We start from the raw sequence: 16,481 nt of genomic DNA, 5'->3' as shown, positions 1-16,481 counted from the left end.
ATAAATGTTCTAAAGAAGGAATTTAGAACGAAGAAAATTGACAATGGAACAAAACTTTAAGATGGTAGCCAAAACCTTTTTTGGCTTCGAAGAAATATTAGCCAAAGAATTACAACAATTAGGAGCTCAAAATGTTGAAAAAGGAACGCGTGTAGTAAGCTTTGTTGGCGATAAAGGATTTATGTATAAAGCAAACTTAAGTTTAAGAACTGCTTTAAAAATCTTAAAACCAATTAAAACATTTAAAGCGTATAACGATAATTCTTTATATAAAGGAGTTCAAAGTGTAGATTGGACAGAATATTTGTCTGAACACAATACATTTGTTGTGGAAACAACATTACATTCTGAACATTTTAATCATAGTCAATTTGTAGCATTAAAAACAAAAGATGCTATTGTAGATCAATTTCGTGAGAAAACGGGTAAAAGACCAAATATTGATAAAGATTTTCCAGATTTACGCATTCATATTCATATTGATAGAGATTTTGCAACTATTTCATTAGATACTTCGGGTGCATCTTTACATCATAGAGGATATCGTTCGGCAACAAATATTGCTCCTATTAATGAAGTGTTAGCAGCTGGAATGTTGTTGTTAACAGGTTGGGAAGGAAATTCTCATTTCTTAGATCCTATGTGTGGAAGTGGAACTATTTTAGCAGAAGCTGCTATGATAGCGTGTAATATTCCAGCAAATATTAACCGAAAAGAATTTGCTTTTGAAAGATGGAAAGATTGGGATAGTGAATTGTTCGATATGATTTTAGAATCATTATTAAAGAAAACGAGAGAATTTCATTATACAATTACAGGTTACGATAAAGCGCCAAGTGCTGTAAGTAAAGCAAAAGATAATATTCGTAATGCGAATTTAGATGATTATATTTCTATCCGTCATGAAGACTTTTTCCAAACTGAAAAAATGTGCGAAGGTCCGTTACATATTGTTTTCAATCCGCCGTATGGAGAACGTTTAAATATTGAAATGGAACGTTTTTACAGAGAAATTGGCGATACTTTAAAACGTAATTATCCTAATACAAATGCTTGGTTTATTACGGCAAATTTAGAAGCTCTAAAATTTGTAGGGTTAAAACCTAGTAGAAAAATTAAGCTATTTAATGGAAAATTAGAAGCGCGTTTGGTGAAATACGAAATGTACGAAGGAAGTAAAAGAGCCAAGTTTAATTAGACAATTAGAAAATGTGTCGATACGTCAATTGTTATGTCACTTCGAGCATTTGATATTAAGAGGAGCAAAAGAAATTTGCGGTAATATCGAGATAGGTGTATTTTAAGATTCCGAAACAAGTTCGGACTCGAGGTAAAACCGAACGGAGCGAAGCTAATGACAAATTTTGCGAATAAACAAATAATCAAATCAACAAATAAACTAAAAATCATGAGTAAAAAGACAAAAGCATTCTTATATAATTTAGCTGGATTTATGGTGTTTTTTGTACCAACATGGGTGATTTGTACTAATGTTTTTGGTATGGAAGGTTTTTTACCTAAAATGATTGCTTTAGTGATTTCGATATTTTTATCGCCTAAATTTCAGTTTATTAAAACAGCGGAAGGTGATAAAATTTTTATGAAATGGTTATTTGTAAAAGGGATAAAAGAGGTGAAGTAATAAAAAAACCGTTACAATTTGTAACGGTTTTTTTGTCTGTATTCTATTTCTTTCTTCTTTTCTCTTAAAGGTGAATTACTTCACCATAAGCATCTGCAACAGCTTCCATAACCGCTTCACTCATTGTTGGGTGAGGGTGAACTGCTTTTAAGATTTCATGACCTGTAGTTTCTAATTTACGCGCTACAACTGCTTCTGCAATCATATCGGTTACACCAGCACCAATCATGTGGCAACCTAACCATTCACCATATTTAGCATCGAAAATTACTTTTACGAAACCATCTGGTGTTCCAGCTGCTTTTGCTTTACCAGAAGCCGAGAATGGGAATTTACCAACTTTAATTTCGTAACCTTTTTCTTTAGCCGCTTTTTCAGTTAAACCTACAGATGCAATTTCTGGAGTAGCATAAGTACAACCAGGAATATTTCCGTAATCTAAAGCTTCAACATGCATTCCTGCGATTTTTTCCACACATAAAATTCCTTCAGCTGAAGCTACGTGTGCTAAAGCTTGACCTGGAGTAACATCTCCAATAGCGTAATAACCAGGAACATTAGTTTGGTAATAATCGTTTACTAAGATTTTATCTCTATCAGTTGCAATACCAACTTCTTCTAAACCAATTCCTTCAATATTAGTTTTAATTCCAACAGCTGATAATAAAATATCTGCTTCTAAAACCTCTTCACCTTTTGCTGTTTTTACGAAAGCTTTTACTCCGTTTCCAGAAGTATCAATTCTTTCAACAGAAGAATTTGTCATTACATTAATTCCAGCTTTCTTTAAAGAACGCTCAAATTGTTTTGAAATATCTTCGTCTTCAACAGGAACAACATTCGGCATAAATTCTACAATAGTAACTTCAGTTCCCATTGCGTTATAAAAATGTGCAAACTCAACACCAATTGCTCCAGAACCTACAACAATCATCGATTTTGGTTGTTCTGGTAACGTCATGGCTTGGCGGTAACCAATAACTTTTTTACCATCTTGAGGTAAGTTAGGTAATTCTCTAGAACGAGCACCAGTTGCTACAATAATATGATCTGCACTATATTCTGTTACTTTACCATCGGCAGCTGTAACATCAACTTTTTTACCTGGTTTTAATTTTCCAAAACCATCAATAACGTCAATTTTATTCTTTTTCATTAAGAACTGAACACCTTTGCTCATTCCATCAGCAACAGAACGAGAACGTGCAATTACAGCCCCAAAATCTTTCTCAACATTGTCAACTTTTAAACCATAATCAGAAGCATGCTTTAAGTAATCAAAAACTTGAGCAGATTTTAATAATGCTTTCGTAGGAATACATCCCCAGTTTAAGCAAATTCCACCTAAGTTTTCTTTTTCAACTACAGCAACTTTAAATCCTAATTGCGATGCTCTAATAGCGGTAACATAACCACCAGGACCACTTCCTAAAACTATGATATCGTATTTCATTTTTTAAATTTTATTTTTTTAAGGTAAAAAATGGAATTCGCAAAGCTCATTTCATTTTTAATTATTTATTCGGTTTGTTTATTTGTGTTTGCGAATTTAAGGAATTATTTTAAATCAATTACGAATTATCAATTACGAATTAACTACGCGCTAACTGAAAACTGTGAATCGTATAATTTTCGATAATAACCATTTTCTTTTTGAACTAATTCGTTGTGAGAACCTTTTTCAACTATTTGACCTTTATCCATTACTAAAATAGTATCGGCATTAATAATAGTTGCCAAACGATGTGCAATAACAATTGATGTTCTGTCTTTAGTTATTTTTTCGGTAGCACTTTGAATCATTTCTTCTGCATGAGTATCTACTGAAGAAGTGGCTTCGTCTAAAATTAAAATACTAGGATTGCTAACATAAGCTCTCAAAAAAGCAATTAATTGTCTTTGGCCAGATGAAAGCATTACGCCGCGCTCTTTTACATTGTATTGATAACCATTTGGCAAACTCATAATGAAGTTATGAATGCCAATTTTCTTAGCGGCATTTTCAACCTGTTCCTGAGTAATTTCAGGATTGTAAAGCGTAATATTATTGTAAATAGTATCGGCAAACAAGAAAACATCTTGTAATACTACGGCTATTTGTTTGCGTAAACTAGAAAGTGTATAATCTTGAATTTTAACACCTTCAATTGTAATTTCCCCCGAATCAATTTCGTAAAAACGATTCAGTAAATTTATAATAGTCGATTTTCCAGCACCCGTACTTCCTACAATTGCGATGGTTTGTCCGGCTTTCACATCTAAGTTAATTCCTTTTAAAACTTCTTCACCTTCTACATAACTAAAACGAACATTTTGAAGCGAAATATTGCCATTAAAATGTGTGGCTTCAATTGTACCTTTATCTTGAATTTGACTTTCAGTTTCTAAAATTTCAAAAACACGTTCAGCAGCTACAATTCCCATTTGCATCACATTAAATTTATCAGCAATTTGGCGTAACGGGTTGTATAACATTGGTATATACATATTGAACGAGATTAAATCTCCAATCGTAGTTGAAAAATCTCCTTTTATAATAAACAAAGCACCAAAGTAAACTACTAAACCTAAAGTTATGTTCGAAATAATATCGGCAATAGGGAAGAAGATAGAGTTGTATAAAATGTTTTTTAACCAAGCTTTATTATGACGCTGATTGATTTCTTCAAACTTTTTAGCTTCAATTTTTTCACGATTAAATAATTGTACAATCTTCATTCCAGTAAGTCGTTCTTGTACAAAAGTATTTAAGTTGGCTACTTCATTTCGCACTTCGTTAAAAGCTACTTTCATTTTCTTTTGAAAAATATTGGTAGCATATAAAATAACAGGCATGATGGCAACAACAATAAATGAAATTTTCCAGTTATTGCTGAACATGAAAACTAAAATGATAAGCATTTTTAAAACGTCACTGACAATCATAAAAAGTCCTTGACTGAAAATACTAGCAATCGATTCGATATCAGAAACTGTTCTGGTAACCAATTTACCTACAGATTCTTTATCGAAATATTTCATTTTAAAGCTTGTAATGTGTACAAAAAGCTTATCGCGAATATCTTTTACAATATCTTGGCCAAGCCAATTTGCCCAATAAGTGAAGTAAAACTGAGTAATTACTTCTGCAATTAATGTAAAAGCCATAATACCAACAAATAGCATAAAGCCACTTTTGTCGTCAATATTTAATAAATATTCATCTATTATTTTTTTGAAAACGTAAGGTCTTGTTGCTGCAAAAATTGATAATAAAATAGCCCATACAATTACCCAATTGAACCTGTTTCTATAAGGTTTGGCATATTGCATTACTTTATTTAAAGATTTTGAGCGAAGTATTTTCATTTATTCAATTACGAGTTTAAAATTACGAATTACGAGTTTTTTAATTGATTATCCATAGTTAATTGTTCATTATCAATTGATATAAGGATATTCTACTTTTACCAAATACAAACCGTGAGCTGGAACTGAAAATCCGGCTTGGCTTCGGTCTTTGCTTTCAATTATTTTTCTAAAATCTTCTAAAGATATTTTTCCCATACCAATATTTATCATTGTACCTACAATTGCTCGAACCATATTGCGAAGAAATCGATCAGCCGAAATGGTAAATTTTAATTGGTTCCCATTTTGTTGCCAATTGGCTTCATAAATTTTACAATTAAAAGTATGAACATCAGTATGTACTTTTGAAAAACATTCAAAATCTGAATATTCGAATAAAATTTTACAAGCCGCATTCATTTTTTCAATATCCAGTTCTTGATGTTGGTACCAACTACCTTCATTTATAAAAACATCTTTAAACGTATGGATAAGATATTCATAAGTTCTTTTAGTTGCATCAAAACGGGCATGAGCTTCATCATCTACTTTTATAAAATCATAAACGACAATATCTTTAGGTAAAAAAGAATTTAATTTTTTGATTAAAGTTGGCGTATCAATTGCTGACTCAATATCAAAATGTGCATACATTTCTTTAGCATGCACACCACTATCAGTTCTTCCTGCGCCAACAATAGCAATAGGTTGTCTTAATAATAAAGAAAGTGCTTTTTCTAAGGTTTCTTGTACAGATGCAGCGTTGGGTTGAATTTGATACCCAAAATAGTTTTTTCCGTTATAAGCAAATTTTATAAAATACCTCAAAATATAGTATAGTCAGTAATCAGTAATTGGTAGTTCTGAATTTTACAGAAAGCAAATTTACAAAGAAAAAGGAGAGTTCGTTTTAAAGTTTTATTAAAAATGTTTGAAGAAATTATTAATGAAATATAAGAATTCCATAGGGTATGTATAGGGTATGTATAGCGTATCTATGGGATTGCCCATGCCTAAAACAATTGTATTAATTGATTTGTTTTTTCTGTTTTGTATGTAAATATTATTTTTTTAATTAACTGAAGTGTAGTTTGTTAGGTTTGTTTTTTGGCAAATATGGCAAAAAGTGCTACTAATGGCAAAATATACCTTTTTTTAGCAATTTTATGCGATTTGTGATGTTATCGGCAAATTTGAAAATACAATTTTTATAGCGCCTCTAACTTTGTGTCATTATTAACAATAAATATTTTTAAAATGGCAAAAGTAAACAGCCTAGTAAAGATTGAAGGTACGTTAGATAACTTGACCTTCTACAAAAGTGCAGACGGGCACTTTGTACGCACCAAGGGTGGTGTAAGTAAAAACAGAATTATGAATGATCCTGCCTTTGTAAGGACTAGAGAAAACTTGTCAGAGTTTGCTAGTATTGCAGCATCAGGTAAATTAATTCGAACGGCATTAGGGCCGATGGTATTTAAAGCGAAAGACAGTAAACTGACGAGTAGGCTTGTTAAAGTTTTATCTGAAATTAAAAAATTAGATAGTACAAGTGTTAGAGGGCAACGCAATGTAAATGAAGGTATTTCTACTTTAGAGGGACAACTTTTGCTTGAAGGTTTTGATTTTAATATTAAAGCTTCTTTAGCAAGTGTATTGAATACTGCTATTACTGTTAATACAACAGATGGAAGTATTAGTTTTGCCTCTTTCAATCCAATGGAGCAATTGCGTGCTGCAGAAGGCGCTACTCATTTTAGTTTGCAAGCTGGGTTTTTAAATTTAGATTTTGCAACAGGTGCTTTTGAACTTACTCAAAGTGTAGAACAAGTTTATCCATTAGTACAAGGTACTATTACACCTGTTTTAACCCCTAATGCAGTTCCTGCCGTTACGGGAGTACAACTTCATTTATTATTGATTGAATTTTTTCAAGAGGTAAATGGGATGCAGTATTTACTTAATAATGGAGCTTATAATGTATTACACCTATTAAAGGTAAGTTAGTTTTTTATTAGTGTTCAATTGAGAATTAAAAAACGTTGCTAGCAATAGCAGCGTTTTTATATTTTGGAGATAATCCGTTAGGACAAAAACAGTAATTGTATTACACACATGCTGCATTACCTAATGGATTAATTGATTTTTGTATTTATACTTATTTAATATTAAAAAAAATGAATTTCCTAGTTTTGAGAGATTTAGGTCAATAAAAAAGCCTCCTGATTAATGGACAAGAGGCAACCCAAATGTTTTCACAACGGAATAATCCTTATTGTGAATTGCTTTTCAAAAATTCTAAAGCAAATATATTATATTTTTAATTAATAAGTTTAAAACCTTATAAAAAAAATATTTTTTTATTATTTTTGATAAACAACTTAATTAAACTTATTGAGGTGAATTATAAAATCGTTACTAATTAAAAGTTTGCGTAGACAAACATGTATAAATAAAACGCGATAATGTGACCTCTAAAGAAATAACTTTTACATATTATGAAAAAAATATTAGGATTGGATTTAGGAACTAACTCTATTGGGTGGGCGTTGATAGAACAAGATTTTAAAAATAAACAAGGAAAAATTCTTGGGATGGGAAGTAGAATAATTCCCATGACACAAGATGTTTTAGATAATTTTGGTGCAGGGAAACCATCAAAAACACAAACTTCAGAAAGGACAGGATACAGAGGTGTTCGTAGATTAAGAGAAAGACATTTACTTCGTAGAGAAAGATTGCATAGAATATTAAATGTGTTAAATTTTTTACCAAAACATTATGCAAATCAAATTGATTTTGAGAAAAGATTTGGACAATTCAAGGCGGAACTAGAACCAAAATTAGTCTATGACAACAAGCAATTTATTTTCAAGAAATCTTTTGAAGAAATGTTGGAGGATTTCAAGAAATATCAACCTCAGTTATATTTAGAAGAAAATGGAAAAGATAAATTAGTTCCTCATGATTGGACAATTTATTATTTACGCAAAAAAGCATTAACTCAAAAAATAGATAGACAAGAACTTGCTTGGATACTGTTAAACTTCAATCAAAAAAGAGGTTATTATCAACTAAGAGGAGAAGAAGAGGAAGAAAATCCAAATAAATTAGTAGAGTTTTATTCATTAAAAATTACAGATGTAATTCCTGATGAAAAGCCTAACAATAAAGGAGAAACGTGGTATTCTCTAGTATTAGAAAATGGATGGGTATACAGGCGTTCGAGTAAAGTATCTTTAGATGATTGGAAAAATAAAACAAGAGATTTTATTGTAACAACTGATTTGAATGATGATGGCTCAGTAAAAACAGACAAAGAAGGTAATGAAAAACGTAGCTTTAGAGCACCGAGTGAAAACGATTGGGGATTAGTAAAGAAAAAGACTGAACAAGAAATTGAACAATCGTATAAAACAGTTGGAACATATATTTACGATTCATTACTTCAAAATCCAACTCAAAAAATCAAAGGGAAATTAGTTCGTACTATTGAACGTAAGTTTTACAAAGAGGAAATAAGAGCAATTTTACAAAAGCAAATAGAATTACAACCTGAATTATTCAATGATGATTTATATAATGATTGTATCAGAGAATTATACAGAAATAACGAAGCTCACCAACTAACTTTAAGTAAAAAGGATTTTCTTCATTTATTTTTGGAGGATATTATTTTCTATCAAAGACCTTTACGAAGTCAAAAATCATCCATTGGAAACTGTAGTTTAGAATATAGAAAATACAAAATTGACGGTATTGAAAAAAAAGAATATTTAAAAGCCATCCCGAAATCAAATCCGTATTATCAAGAATTTAGAGTTTGGCAATGGTTGTACAATCTGAAAATCTACAAAAAAGAAGATGACACTGATATAACATCCGAATTTATAAAAACTCAAGTAGATCTAGAAAATCTCTTTGATTTTTTAATGAGTCAAAAGGAAGTTGACCATAAGGATATTTTGAAATATTTTTTCAAAAATTTGAAAGGAAAGGCACAAAATGAAGAAATCTCTAAATATCGTTGGAACTATGTTTATGATTCTGATAAAGATGAATCAAAGAAATTCCCGATGAATGAGACGGGATATGAAATCAATAGGAGATTAAATAAAATAAGTAATATCCCATCTAATTTTTTGACTAGAGAAATTGAACAACAGTTATGGCATCTTATTTATTCTGTAACAGATAAAAAAGAATATGAAAAAGCAATAGAATCATTCGCAGAAAAACATCATTTAGACATCTCGTCTTTTGTGGAAAATTTCAAAAAATTCCCTCCTTTTAAAAGTGAATATGGTACATTTTCAGAGAAAGCAATTAAAAAACTACTTCCGTTATTAAGAATTGGAAAATATTGGAATTGGAACATTATTGATGAAAAAACAAAATCACGAATTGAAAAACTTTTAACAGGAGAATTTGATGAACAAATCAAGATAATTGTTCGCGAAAAAGCAGAAAAGAACAAGTTAGAAAAAGAAACAGATTTTCAAGGATTACCTCTTTGGTTAGCTCAGTATGTCGTTTATGATAGACATTCAGAAGCAGATATTGCAGGAAAGTGGAATTCGGTAAATGATTTGGAAAAATATTTGAATGATTTTAAACAACATTCTTTAAGAAATCCGATTGTAGAACAAATTGTAACGGAGACACTTCGTGTTGTTAAGGATATTTGGAAACAATATGGCAATGGTGAAAAAGATTTCTTTGACGAAATCCATATTGAATTGGCTCGAGAAATGAAAAATACAGCCGATGAACGCAAACGATTAACAAATATTGTTACCGAAAACGAAAACACAAACCTCAGAATCAAAGCCCTGCTAATAGAAATGATGAACGATTCAGAAGTTGAAAATGTTCGCCCGTACTCTCCAATGCAACAGGAAATTTTAAAAATCTACGAAGATGGAGTTTTAAATTCGAATGTGGAAGTTGAAGAAGAAATATTAAAAATCAGTAAAAAGGCAGAGCCAACAAAATTGGAATTACAACGCTACAAATTATGGTTAGAACAGAAATACCGTTCGCCTTATACAGGACAAATAATTCCATTAAATAAACTATTTACACACGAATACGAAATAGAACACATTATTCCTCAAAGTCGATTTTTTGATGATAGTTTCAGTAATAAAGTAATTTGTGAATCGGCTGTTAATAAATTAAAAGACAATCAGCTCGGTTTGGAATTCATTAAAAATCATTACGGACAAAAAGTTCCTGTAGAACTTGGAAAAGAAGTTCAAATTTTCACAGAAGACCAATATAGAGATTTCATCAAAGAGAATTATTCAAAAAACAGAAATAAGCGAAACAAACTTTTATTGGAAGAAATTCCTGAAAAAATGATTGAACGTCAATTGAACGACACGAGATACATCAGTAAGTTTATTTCTAATGTTTTGTCAAACATTGTTAGAAACGAAAAAGATGATGACGGAGTAAATTCTAAAAATGTAATTCCGTTGAATGGTAAAATAACTTCTGAATTAAAACAAGATTGGGGGTTAAACGATGTTTGGAATGACTTAATATTACCTCGATTTGAACGAATGAATCAAATTACGAATAGTAATTTATATACTACATATAACGAAAAACATCAAAAATATTTACCAATTGTCCCTTTTGAACAAAGTAAAGGCTTCCAAAAGAAGAGAATTGACCATCGTCATCACGCTTTAGATGCTTTAATAATTGCTTGTGCAACGAGAGATCATGTTAATTTATTAAATAATCAATCAGCTAAATCAGAAATAAAGCGATATGATTTACAACTTAAATTACGTCATACTAGAAAATGGAATGATAAAAACGGTAAAGAACGAGATAAGTTTACGGAGTTCAAAAAGCCTTGGAATACATTTACAGAAGACACAAGAAACTCATTAGAAACAATTGTAGTGAGTTTTAAACAAAATCTTCGTGTAATTAATAAAGCAACTAATAAATATGAAAAATGGGTTGAGAAAAATGGAGAGTTGAAAAAGGAATTGGTAGAACAAAAAGGATTGAATTGGGCTATACGAAAGCCAATGCATAAGGATACTGTTTCAGGGAAAGTTGATTTACCAAGAATTAAAATTCCGAAGGGAAAAATACTTACAGCAACAAGGAAAAGTATTGATACCTCATTCAATCTAAAAAACATAGAATCTATAACGGATACAGGAATACAGAAAATTCTTCAAAATTACTTGTTGAGTAAAGACGGAAATTCAGAGTTAGCTTTTTCGCCCGAAGGAATTGAAGACATGAACAAAAACATCGAAAAATATAATGATGGTAAACCACATCAACCTATTTATAAAGTCAGAATTTTTGAAATGGGAAGTAAGTTTCCTTTAGGTCAAACAGGAAATAAAAAGATAAATATGTAGAAACAGCTAAAGGAACCAATTTGTTTTTTGCTGTTTATGAAGACCGCAATGGGAAAAGAAATTATGCTACAATTCCTTTAAATGAAGTTATTGAGAGGCAAAAGCAAGGGCTACTTTCAGTTCCTGAAACTAATGAAAAAGGGAATAAATTAGAATTTAGTTTGTCTCCAAATGATTTAGTTTATACTTCTAAAGAATATGACAACATTGATTCTATAAACGGTAATAAAGAAGAATTAGACAGGATATATAAAGTCGTTAGTTTTACAGGAAATCGTCTTTATGTTATCCCAATAAATGTAGCTTCTGTTATTGTTAACAAAATAGAATATAGCCAACTTAACAAAATAGAATTTACAAATGAAAAAGAAACTTTAATGAAACTTAATGTCGATAGATTAGGAAACATTTCAAAAGCTTAAATTTATGATTAAACGAACCCTCTTTTTCGGTAATCCTGCTTATTTGAGTACCAAAAACGAACAATTAGTGGTCAACTATCCCGATGAGGAACAAGCTGCTAAAACCGTTCCTATTGAAGATATAGGGGTTATTGTAATGGAAAACCAACAAATTACGGTTACAAATGGGTTGTTAGAAAAGTTAATTACAAATAATGTTGCTGTTATTAACTGTAATCAGCAACATATGCCCATTGGTTTATTAATGCCATTAAATGGTCATAGTGAACAATCGGAACGGTTTCGCACTCAAATACATGCGTCGTTACCGTTAAAAAAGAATTTGTGGCAACAAACTGTTACAGCTAAAATATTGAATCAGGCGAGTGTGTTGCAAACTAGGGGAGTCCCCACTCAAAACATGAAACATTGGGCAAAGAGTGTTACATCGGGCGATACCCAAAACCACGAAGCTCGTGCAGCTGCCTATTATTGGCAACAATTGTTCCCGATGGAAGGATTTAATCGGCATCAAAACGGTATTCCTCCTAATAATTTATTGAATTATGGCTATGCTATTTTAAGAGGAGTTACTGCTCGAGCTTTAATAGGTTCGGGTATGCACCCAACTTTCGGCATTTTTCATCGAAATAAATATAATGCTTATTGTTTAGCCGATGATATAATGGAACCTTATCGTCCATTTGTAGATGCTTTAGTACTTGATTTATTGGTTAAGCATGTTTCAGTAGAGGAATTAACTACCGAAATAAAAAAAGATTTGTTAGGAATTATTGCCACAGATGTGGTGCTTGATGGTAAACGTAGCCCTTTGCTAGTGGCTATGAGTAGAACTACTAATTCGCTTTATGAATGTTTTAGTGGGGAATCGCGTAAAATTTTATATCCTGATTATGTATGAGGATCGTTTTTCAAGACTTAATCAATACCGTAGTTTGTGGATTTTAGTTTTTTTTGACTTGCCCACAGAAACCAAGAAGGATAGGCAAGTAGCTACTCGTTTTCGAAAACATTTATTAGATGATGGTTTCACGATGTTTCAGTTTTCTATTTATTTGCGTTTTTGTGCGAGTAAAGAAAATGCTGAGGTTCATACTAAACGATTAAAAAATAATTTACCTCCCCAAGGTAAAATAGGCTTTATGCAAGTTACTGATAAACAATTTGGGATGATGGAGATTTTTTATGGTAAAAAATCGGTTGAGCCAGATACTCCTAATCAACAATTAGAGTTGTTTTGAGTTTTAAGGCTGTACTTCGACAACACTTCGAAGACACTTCGAAGACACTTCGACAAGCTCAGTGTGACATTGCTCAGTTAGACATGATTTACTGAATTGTAATTCAATATAATAATTTAACTTTTTGCAATTTAATTAGATAGGATAGAAAAAGAATGTATTTGAATTAATTTGAGAACAAAAAATGGTTTCATTTTTTATTTCTACTTATCAATATAACTTACAACATACCAGCACTTTAACAAGGGGTATGTTGTAAATCATAGTAAAAATAGAACTTTTGAAAGCAATTCACAACTTAATCAACAAGGTCAATTTGTACCATATAGTTGTAAATCATAGTAAAAATAGAACTTTTGAAAGCAATTCACAACTCTCACAAACTCGTTATACATAGAAAACTGGTTGTAAATCATAGTAAAAATAGAACTTTTGAAAGCAATTCACAACTAATTACGCCATATGTTCGTGTCCATTGTAGTTGTAAATCATAGTAAAAATAGAACTTTTGAAAGCAATTCACAACTTTCTTCTGCAGATAAATAAGATTGCTCTCGTTGTAAATCATAGTAAAAATAGAACTTTTGAAAGCAATTCACAACTCGTTACCTGCGTGAAAGGTTTTTAATTCGTTGTAAATCATAGTAAAAATAGAACTTTTGAAAGCAATTCACAACAATGTAAGCCATTAAATCAGCGTTAGGAATGTTGTAAATCATAGTAAAAATAGAACTTTTGAAAGCAATTCACAACATAACCGCACTAATGCTAACACAGGTTTGCGTTGTAAATCATAGTAAAAATAGAACTTTTGAAAGCAATTCACAACTATTTGGCGTTGTGCCGCAATATCCATTAGGTTGTAAATCATAGTAAAAATAGAACTTTTGAAAGCAATTCACAACTAAAAAATCCAAAACCAAAGGTTGCTCTGGGTTGTAAATCATAGTAAAAATAGAACTTTTGAAAGCAATTCACAACGTAATGCCTGAACGCAATCCAGTTAAACCTGTTGTAAATCATAGTAAAAATAGAACTTTTGAAAGCAATTCACAACGGTGTTTCTCCAATTAAAAAGCAATGTTATGTTGTAAATCATAGTAAAAATAGAACTTTTGAAAGCAATTCACAACAATCTATCTATTCGCCACTGCTACAAGCAAGTTGTAAATCATAGTAAAAATAGAACTTTTGAAAGCAATTCACAACTATGCCATATTTCATTATTGATAAAGAATCGTTGTAAATCATAGTAAAAATAGAACTTTTGAAAGCAATTCACAACGCTGCCGAGGTTACTTTAAATAAGTACTGGTTGTAAATCATAGTAAAAATAGAACTTTTGAAAGCAATTCACAACCAGGTAGAGATGTTTCAGGAAAAAGTGAAGTTGTAAATCATAGTAAAAATAGAACTTTTGAAAGCAATTCACAACGAATTAATTATAAGAAAATAATTTATATATGTTGTAAATCATAGTAAAAATAGAACTTTTGAAAGCAATTCACAACTGAGGCTTCCAACTGAAGTTAGGGATTTTAGTTGTAAATCATAGTAAAAATAGAACTTTTGAAAGCAATTCACAACACCCTCTCAGCTACAAATTTAACCGCATCAGTTGTAAATCATAGTAAAAATAGAACTTTTGAAAGCAATTCACAACAGTAAATGTTCCTACAATAGAAGAAAATGTGTTGTAAATCATAGTAAAAATAGAACTTTTGAAAGCAATTCACAACAAAACCTGATGGCGAATACTACGGATGTGAGTTGTAAATCATAGTAAAAATAGAACTTTTGAAAGCAATTCACAACTACTTCAATAAGCGGAAACATTGATATAGAGTTGTAAATCATAGTAAAAATAGAACTTTTATGAATGCTTTGTTGATTGTTTTTATATGTATTCATCAGTCGCTTCGCTCAAGTGAAAGCAATTCACAACGGAGATTTGAAAGGAGCAAAAGAAGGTATTGTTGTAAATCATAGTAAAAATAGAACTTTTATGAATGCTTTGTTGATTGTTTTTAAATGTATTCATCAGTCGCTTCGCTCGAGTGAAAGCAATTCACAATCTAAAGTTATAAAAAAGTCCGTTAATTTACCTAAGAGCAAATCTGTGAAGAAATCTCTTTTAATTAACGAACTTTTGAATAAAGATAAAAAAAATATTCAAAAACTTCTAATCTGATGATTTTATGAAAATAAATTGTTCAAAGTTCTCTAATCTAAATTTATATTTTAAAGAAAAGGAAGGCTCGATGACTTGATTAAAAAATTTTACATTTTAATTCTTAATGACAGTTGTAATTTTTTTAAATTAAACCAATAGAATTAGTAAAAATAATCTTGCACGAAGTAAAAGGAGTAGAAGTACAAAATGCCTATCTTAGATACTGATATGCTTGTTTAAGCAGATTTAGGTTTATTTTTAGAAAAACATTCAGATGTTTCATTTTTATAAAAACAGTAAAAAATAGAAATTTAGTGAATGGTTTGAGATTTTTTATAACTTTGTTATATAATTGAGACTAATTTCCCCTTCTTTGGAGCTTGCTACGGCAGTCCTCGGAAATTTAGTCTCTTTTTTTATTTTCAATAAAATTAAAGGATTTTAAATGTTGTAAATAATAGTAAAAATAAAATTCTTAGCTGTTTTAAAGACTTATTATTCTTTTAAGCTATTTGTCATTTACTTCACTTGATTGAAAGCGATTCTTAAAATATTTTTTCGCTAAATAAAACTTTTGCAATTTTATTTGCAATGGGCCCTGAAAGTTCTTTTTGTTATAAAGAATAGGAAATTAACGGTTTTTTGATTTGATTTTTAAGTTATGCAATCTAGATTTTTTAGTTCAAATATATTATAAGATTAACTTTTCATGAAATAAAACAAAGTTTAGTAGTATTACATCTTATTGTTTATTAAAAAATTTTATTGTAACAGTAATTTGCATTTTCTTTTTGCAATTTTGTATTAAATGTAATAATTTTTAATAAAAAATGTTGAAAACTAGTGATTTTTGTTAAAAAGTTTGGTTTTGTTATTATCTTTTCTCGTTTTAAATTTGTAAAAAAGTTTAACCACAAATAGCAACTTATGAATATTAAGAAAAAGGATATTTCAATCTTTAGAGGATTATTTTGTCATGAAAGGTGTGCCAAAAAGAATAATTATAACAGCAAAAGATATTGCCAACATTGAAGGTTGTAGCGAGAGAAAAGGTCGTGATGTTATTGAAGACATTCGATTGTATTTTAAGAAAGAAAAACATCATCGCATAACATTTTCTGATTATGCAAAATTTGCCAATATTTCTAAAGAAGAGTTAGAAGATTTTAGAACTTAAAAATCGCTTCTTTAATTACACTATCATACTTAATCATATATTTTTTATTAATATCTACTTTTTATTTTACTCGAATAGTATTGTAGAACAAATAATAATAA

General features: G+C 30.3%; 10 protein-coding genes, 1 pseudogene and 1 CRISPR repeat array. Of the genes and pseudogenes, 8 read left to right on the top strand and 3 right to left on the bottom strand.

Annotated elements, in window-relative coordinates; all coding sequences use genetic code 11:
- Nucleotides 1–43 precede the first annotated feature (43 nt).
- Together GCU34_RS06530 and GCU34_RS06525 are read left to right on the top strand one after the other, a co-directional pair.
- A complete protein-coding gene (locus tag GCU34_RS06530; protein WP_227658754.1) occupies nt 44–1,198 on the top strand; it encodes a THUMP domain-containing class I SAM-dependent RNA methyltransferase in 1,155 nt (384 codons plus the stop codon).
- A gap of 210 nt (nt 1,199–1,408) precedes the next feature.
- Nucleotides 1,409–1,642, top strand: coding sequence for a hypothetical protein (locus GCU34_RS06525; protein WP_072785117.1), 234 nt, complete (start codon nt 1,409–1,411; stop codon nt 1,640–1,642).
- A 64-nt stretch (nt 1,643–1,706) separates the two neighbouring features.
- On the opposite strand, the gene lpdA is transcribed toward GCU34_RS06525, so the two are convergent.
- From lpdA to truA, 3 genes are all read right to left on the bottom strand, one after another.
- Nucleotides 1,707–3,095, bottom strand: coding sequence for a dihydrolipoyl dehydrogenase (gene lpdA / locus GCU34_RS06520; RefSeq protein WP_072784908.1), 1,389 nt, complete (start codon nt 3,093–3,095; stop codon nt 1,707–1,709).
- A 143-nt stretch (nt 3,096–3,238) separates the two neighbouring features.
- Nucleotides 3,239–4,990 carry an ABC transporter ATP-binding protein gene (locus tag GCU34_RS06515; protein WP_072784906.1) on the bottom strand — a complete coding sequence of 584 codons (1,752 nt, stop codon included), beginning with the start codon at nt 4,988–4,990 and terminating at the stop codon, nt 3,239–3,241.
- Nucleotides 4,991–5,062: 72 nt separating this feature from the next.
- On the bottom strand, nt 5,063–5,800 hold the full coding sequence (gene truA, locus GCU34_RS06510) for a tRNA pseudouridine(38-40) synthase TruA (protein WP_072784904.1): 738 nt from the start codon (nt 5,798–5,800) through the stop codon (nt 5,063–5,065).
- Between the two features lie 429 nt (nt 5,801–6,229).
- On the opposite strand from truA, the gene GCU34_RS06505 reads away from it, so the two are divergent.
- The 6 genes and pseudogenes from GCU34_RS06505 to GCU34_RS06485 all read left to right on the top strand — a co-directional run bounded on the left by GCU34_RS06505 (nt 6,230) and on the right by GCU34_RS06485 (nt 16,380).
- Nucleotides 6,230–6,979, top strand: a complete 750-nt coding sequence (locus tag GCU34_RS06505; protein WP_072784902.1) for a hypothetical protein — start codon at nt 6,230–6,232, stop codon at nt 6,977–6,979.
- A gap of 491 nt (nt 6,980–7,470) precedes the next feature.
- Nucleotides 7,471–11,789 (top strand): annotated as a pseudogene (cas9, locus tag GCU34_RS06500) (type II CRISPR RNA-guided endonuclease Cas9).
- A 4-nt stretch (nt 11,790–11,793) separates the two neighbouring features.
- Nucleotides 11,794–12,690 carry a type II CRISPR-associated endonuclease Cas1 gene (gene cas1, locus GCU34_RS06495; protein ID WP_072784898.1) on the top strand — a complete coding sequence of 299 codons (897 nt, stop codon included), beginning with the start codon at nt 11,794–11,796 and terminating at the stop codon, nt 12,688–12,690.
- Complete coding sequence (gene cas2 / locus GCU34_RS06490; RefSeq protein WP_072784897.1) at nt 12,683–13,030, top strand: CRISPR-associated endonuclease Cas2; 348 nt, start codon at nt 12,683–12,685, stop codon at nt 13,028–13,030. Before cas1 ends, cas2 begins: the two co-directional genes overlap by 8 nt.
- 252 nt (nt 13,031–13,282) lie before the next feature.
- Nucleotides 13,283–14,845: a CRISPR direct-repeat array (repeat unit 46 nt; unit sequence GTTGTAAATCATAGTAAAAATAGAACTTTTGAAAGCAATTCACAAC).
- A 112-nt stretch (nt 14,846–14,957) separates the two neighbouring features.
- Nucleotides 14,958–15,221, top strand: a complete 264-nt coding sequence (locus GCU34_RS13640) for a hypothetical protein (protein WP_072784896.1) — start codon at nt 14,958–14,960, stop codon at nt 15,219–15,221.
- Nucleotides 15,222–16,188: 967 nt separating this feature from the next.
- The gene (locus GCU34_RS06485; protein WP_152378396.1) at nt 16,189–16,380 is read left to right on the top strand and encodes a hypothetical protein; all 192 of its coding nucleotides are present in this window, start codon (nt 16,189–16,191) and stop codon (nt 16,378–16,380) included.
- Nucleotides 16,381–16,481: the final 101 nt, after the last annotated feature.

Source organism: Flavobacterium haoranii (genome assembly GCF_009363055.1).
Classification (GTDB): Bacteria; Bacteroidota; Bacteroidia; order Flavobacteriales; family Flavobacteriaceae; genus Flavobacterium; species Flavobacterium haoranii.
Note: the sequence above shows the minus strand (reverse complement) of the source record. Positions and strands in the feature narration are given on the sequence as shown.

What these genes read in the sequence shown, in the direction of transcription:
- GCU34_RS06530 (WP_227658754.1), top strand. Translation starts at nt 44, where the DNA reads ATGGAACAAAACTTTAAGATGGTAGCCAAAACCTTTTTTGGCTTCGAA.
- GCU34_RS06525 (WP_072785117.1), top strand. Translation starts at nt 1,409, where the DNA reads ATGAGTAAAAAGACAAAAGCATTCTTATATAATTTAGCTGGATTTATG.
- cas1 (WP_072784898.1), top strand. Translation starts at nt 11,794, where the DNA reads ATGATTAAACGAACCCTCTTTTTCGGTAATCCTGCTTATTTGAGTACC.
- lpdA (WP_072784908.1), bottom strand. Translation starts at nt 3,095, where the DNA reads ATGAAATACGATATCATAGTTTTAGGAAGTGGTCCTGGTGGTTATGTT.
- GCU34_RS06515 (WP_072784906.1), bottom strand. Translation starts at nt 4,990, where the DNA reads ATGAAAATACTTCGCTCAAAATCTTTAAATAAAGTAATGCAATATGCC.
- cas2 (WP_072784897.1), top strand. Translation starts at nt 12,683, where the DNA reads ATGTATGAGGATCGTTTTTCAAGACTTAATCAATACCGTAGTTTGTGG.
- GCU34_RS06505 (WP_072784902.1), top strand. Translation starts at nt 6,230, where the DNA reads ATGGCAAAAGTAAACAGCCTAGTAAAGATTGAAGGTACGTTAGATAAC.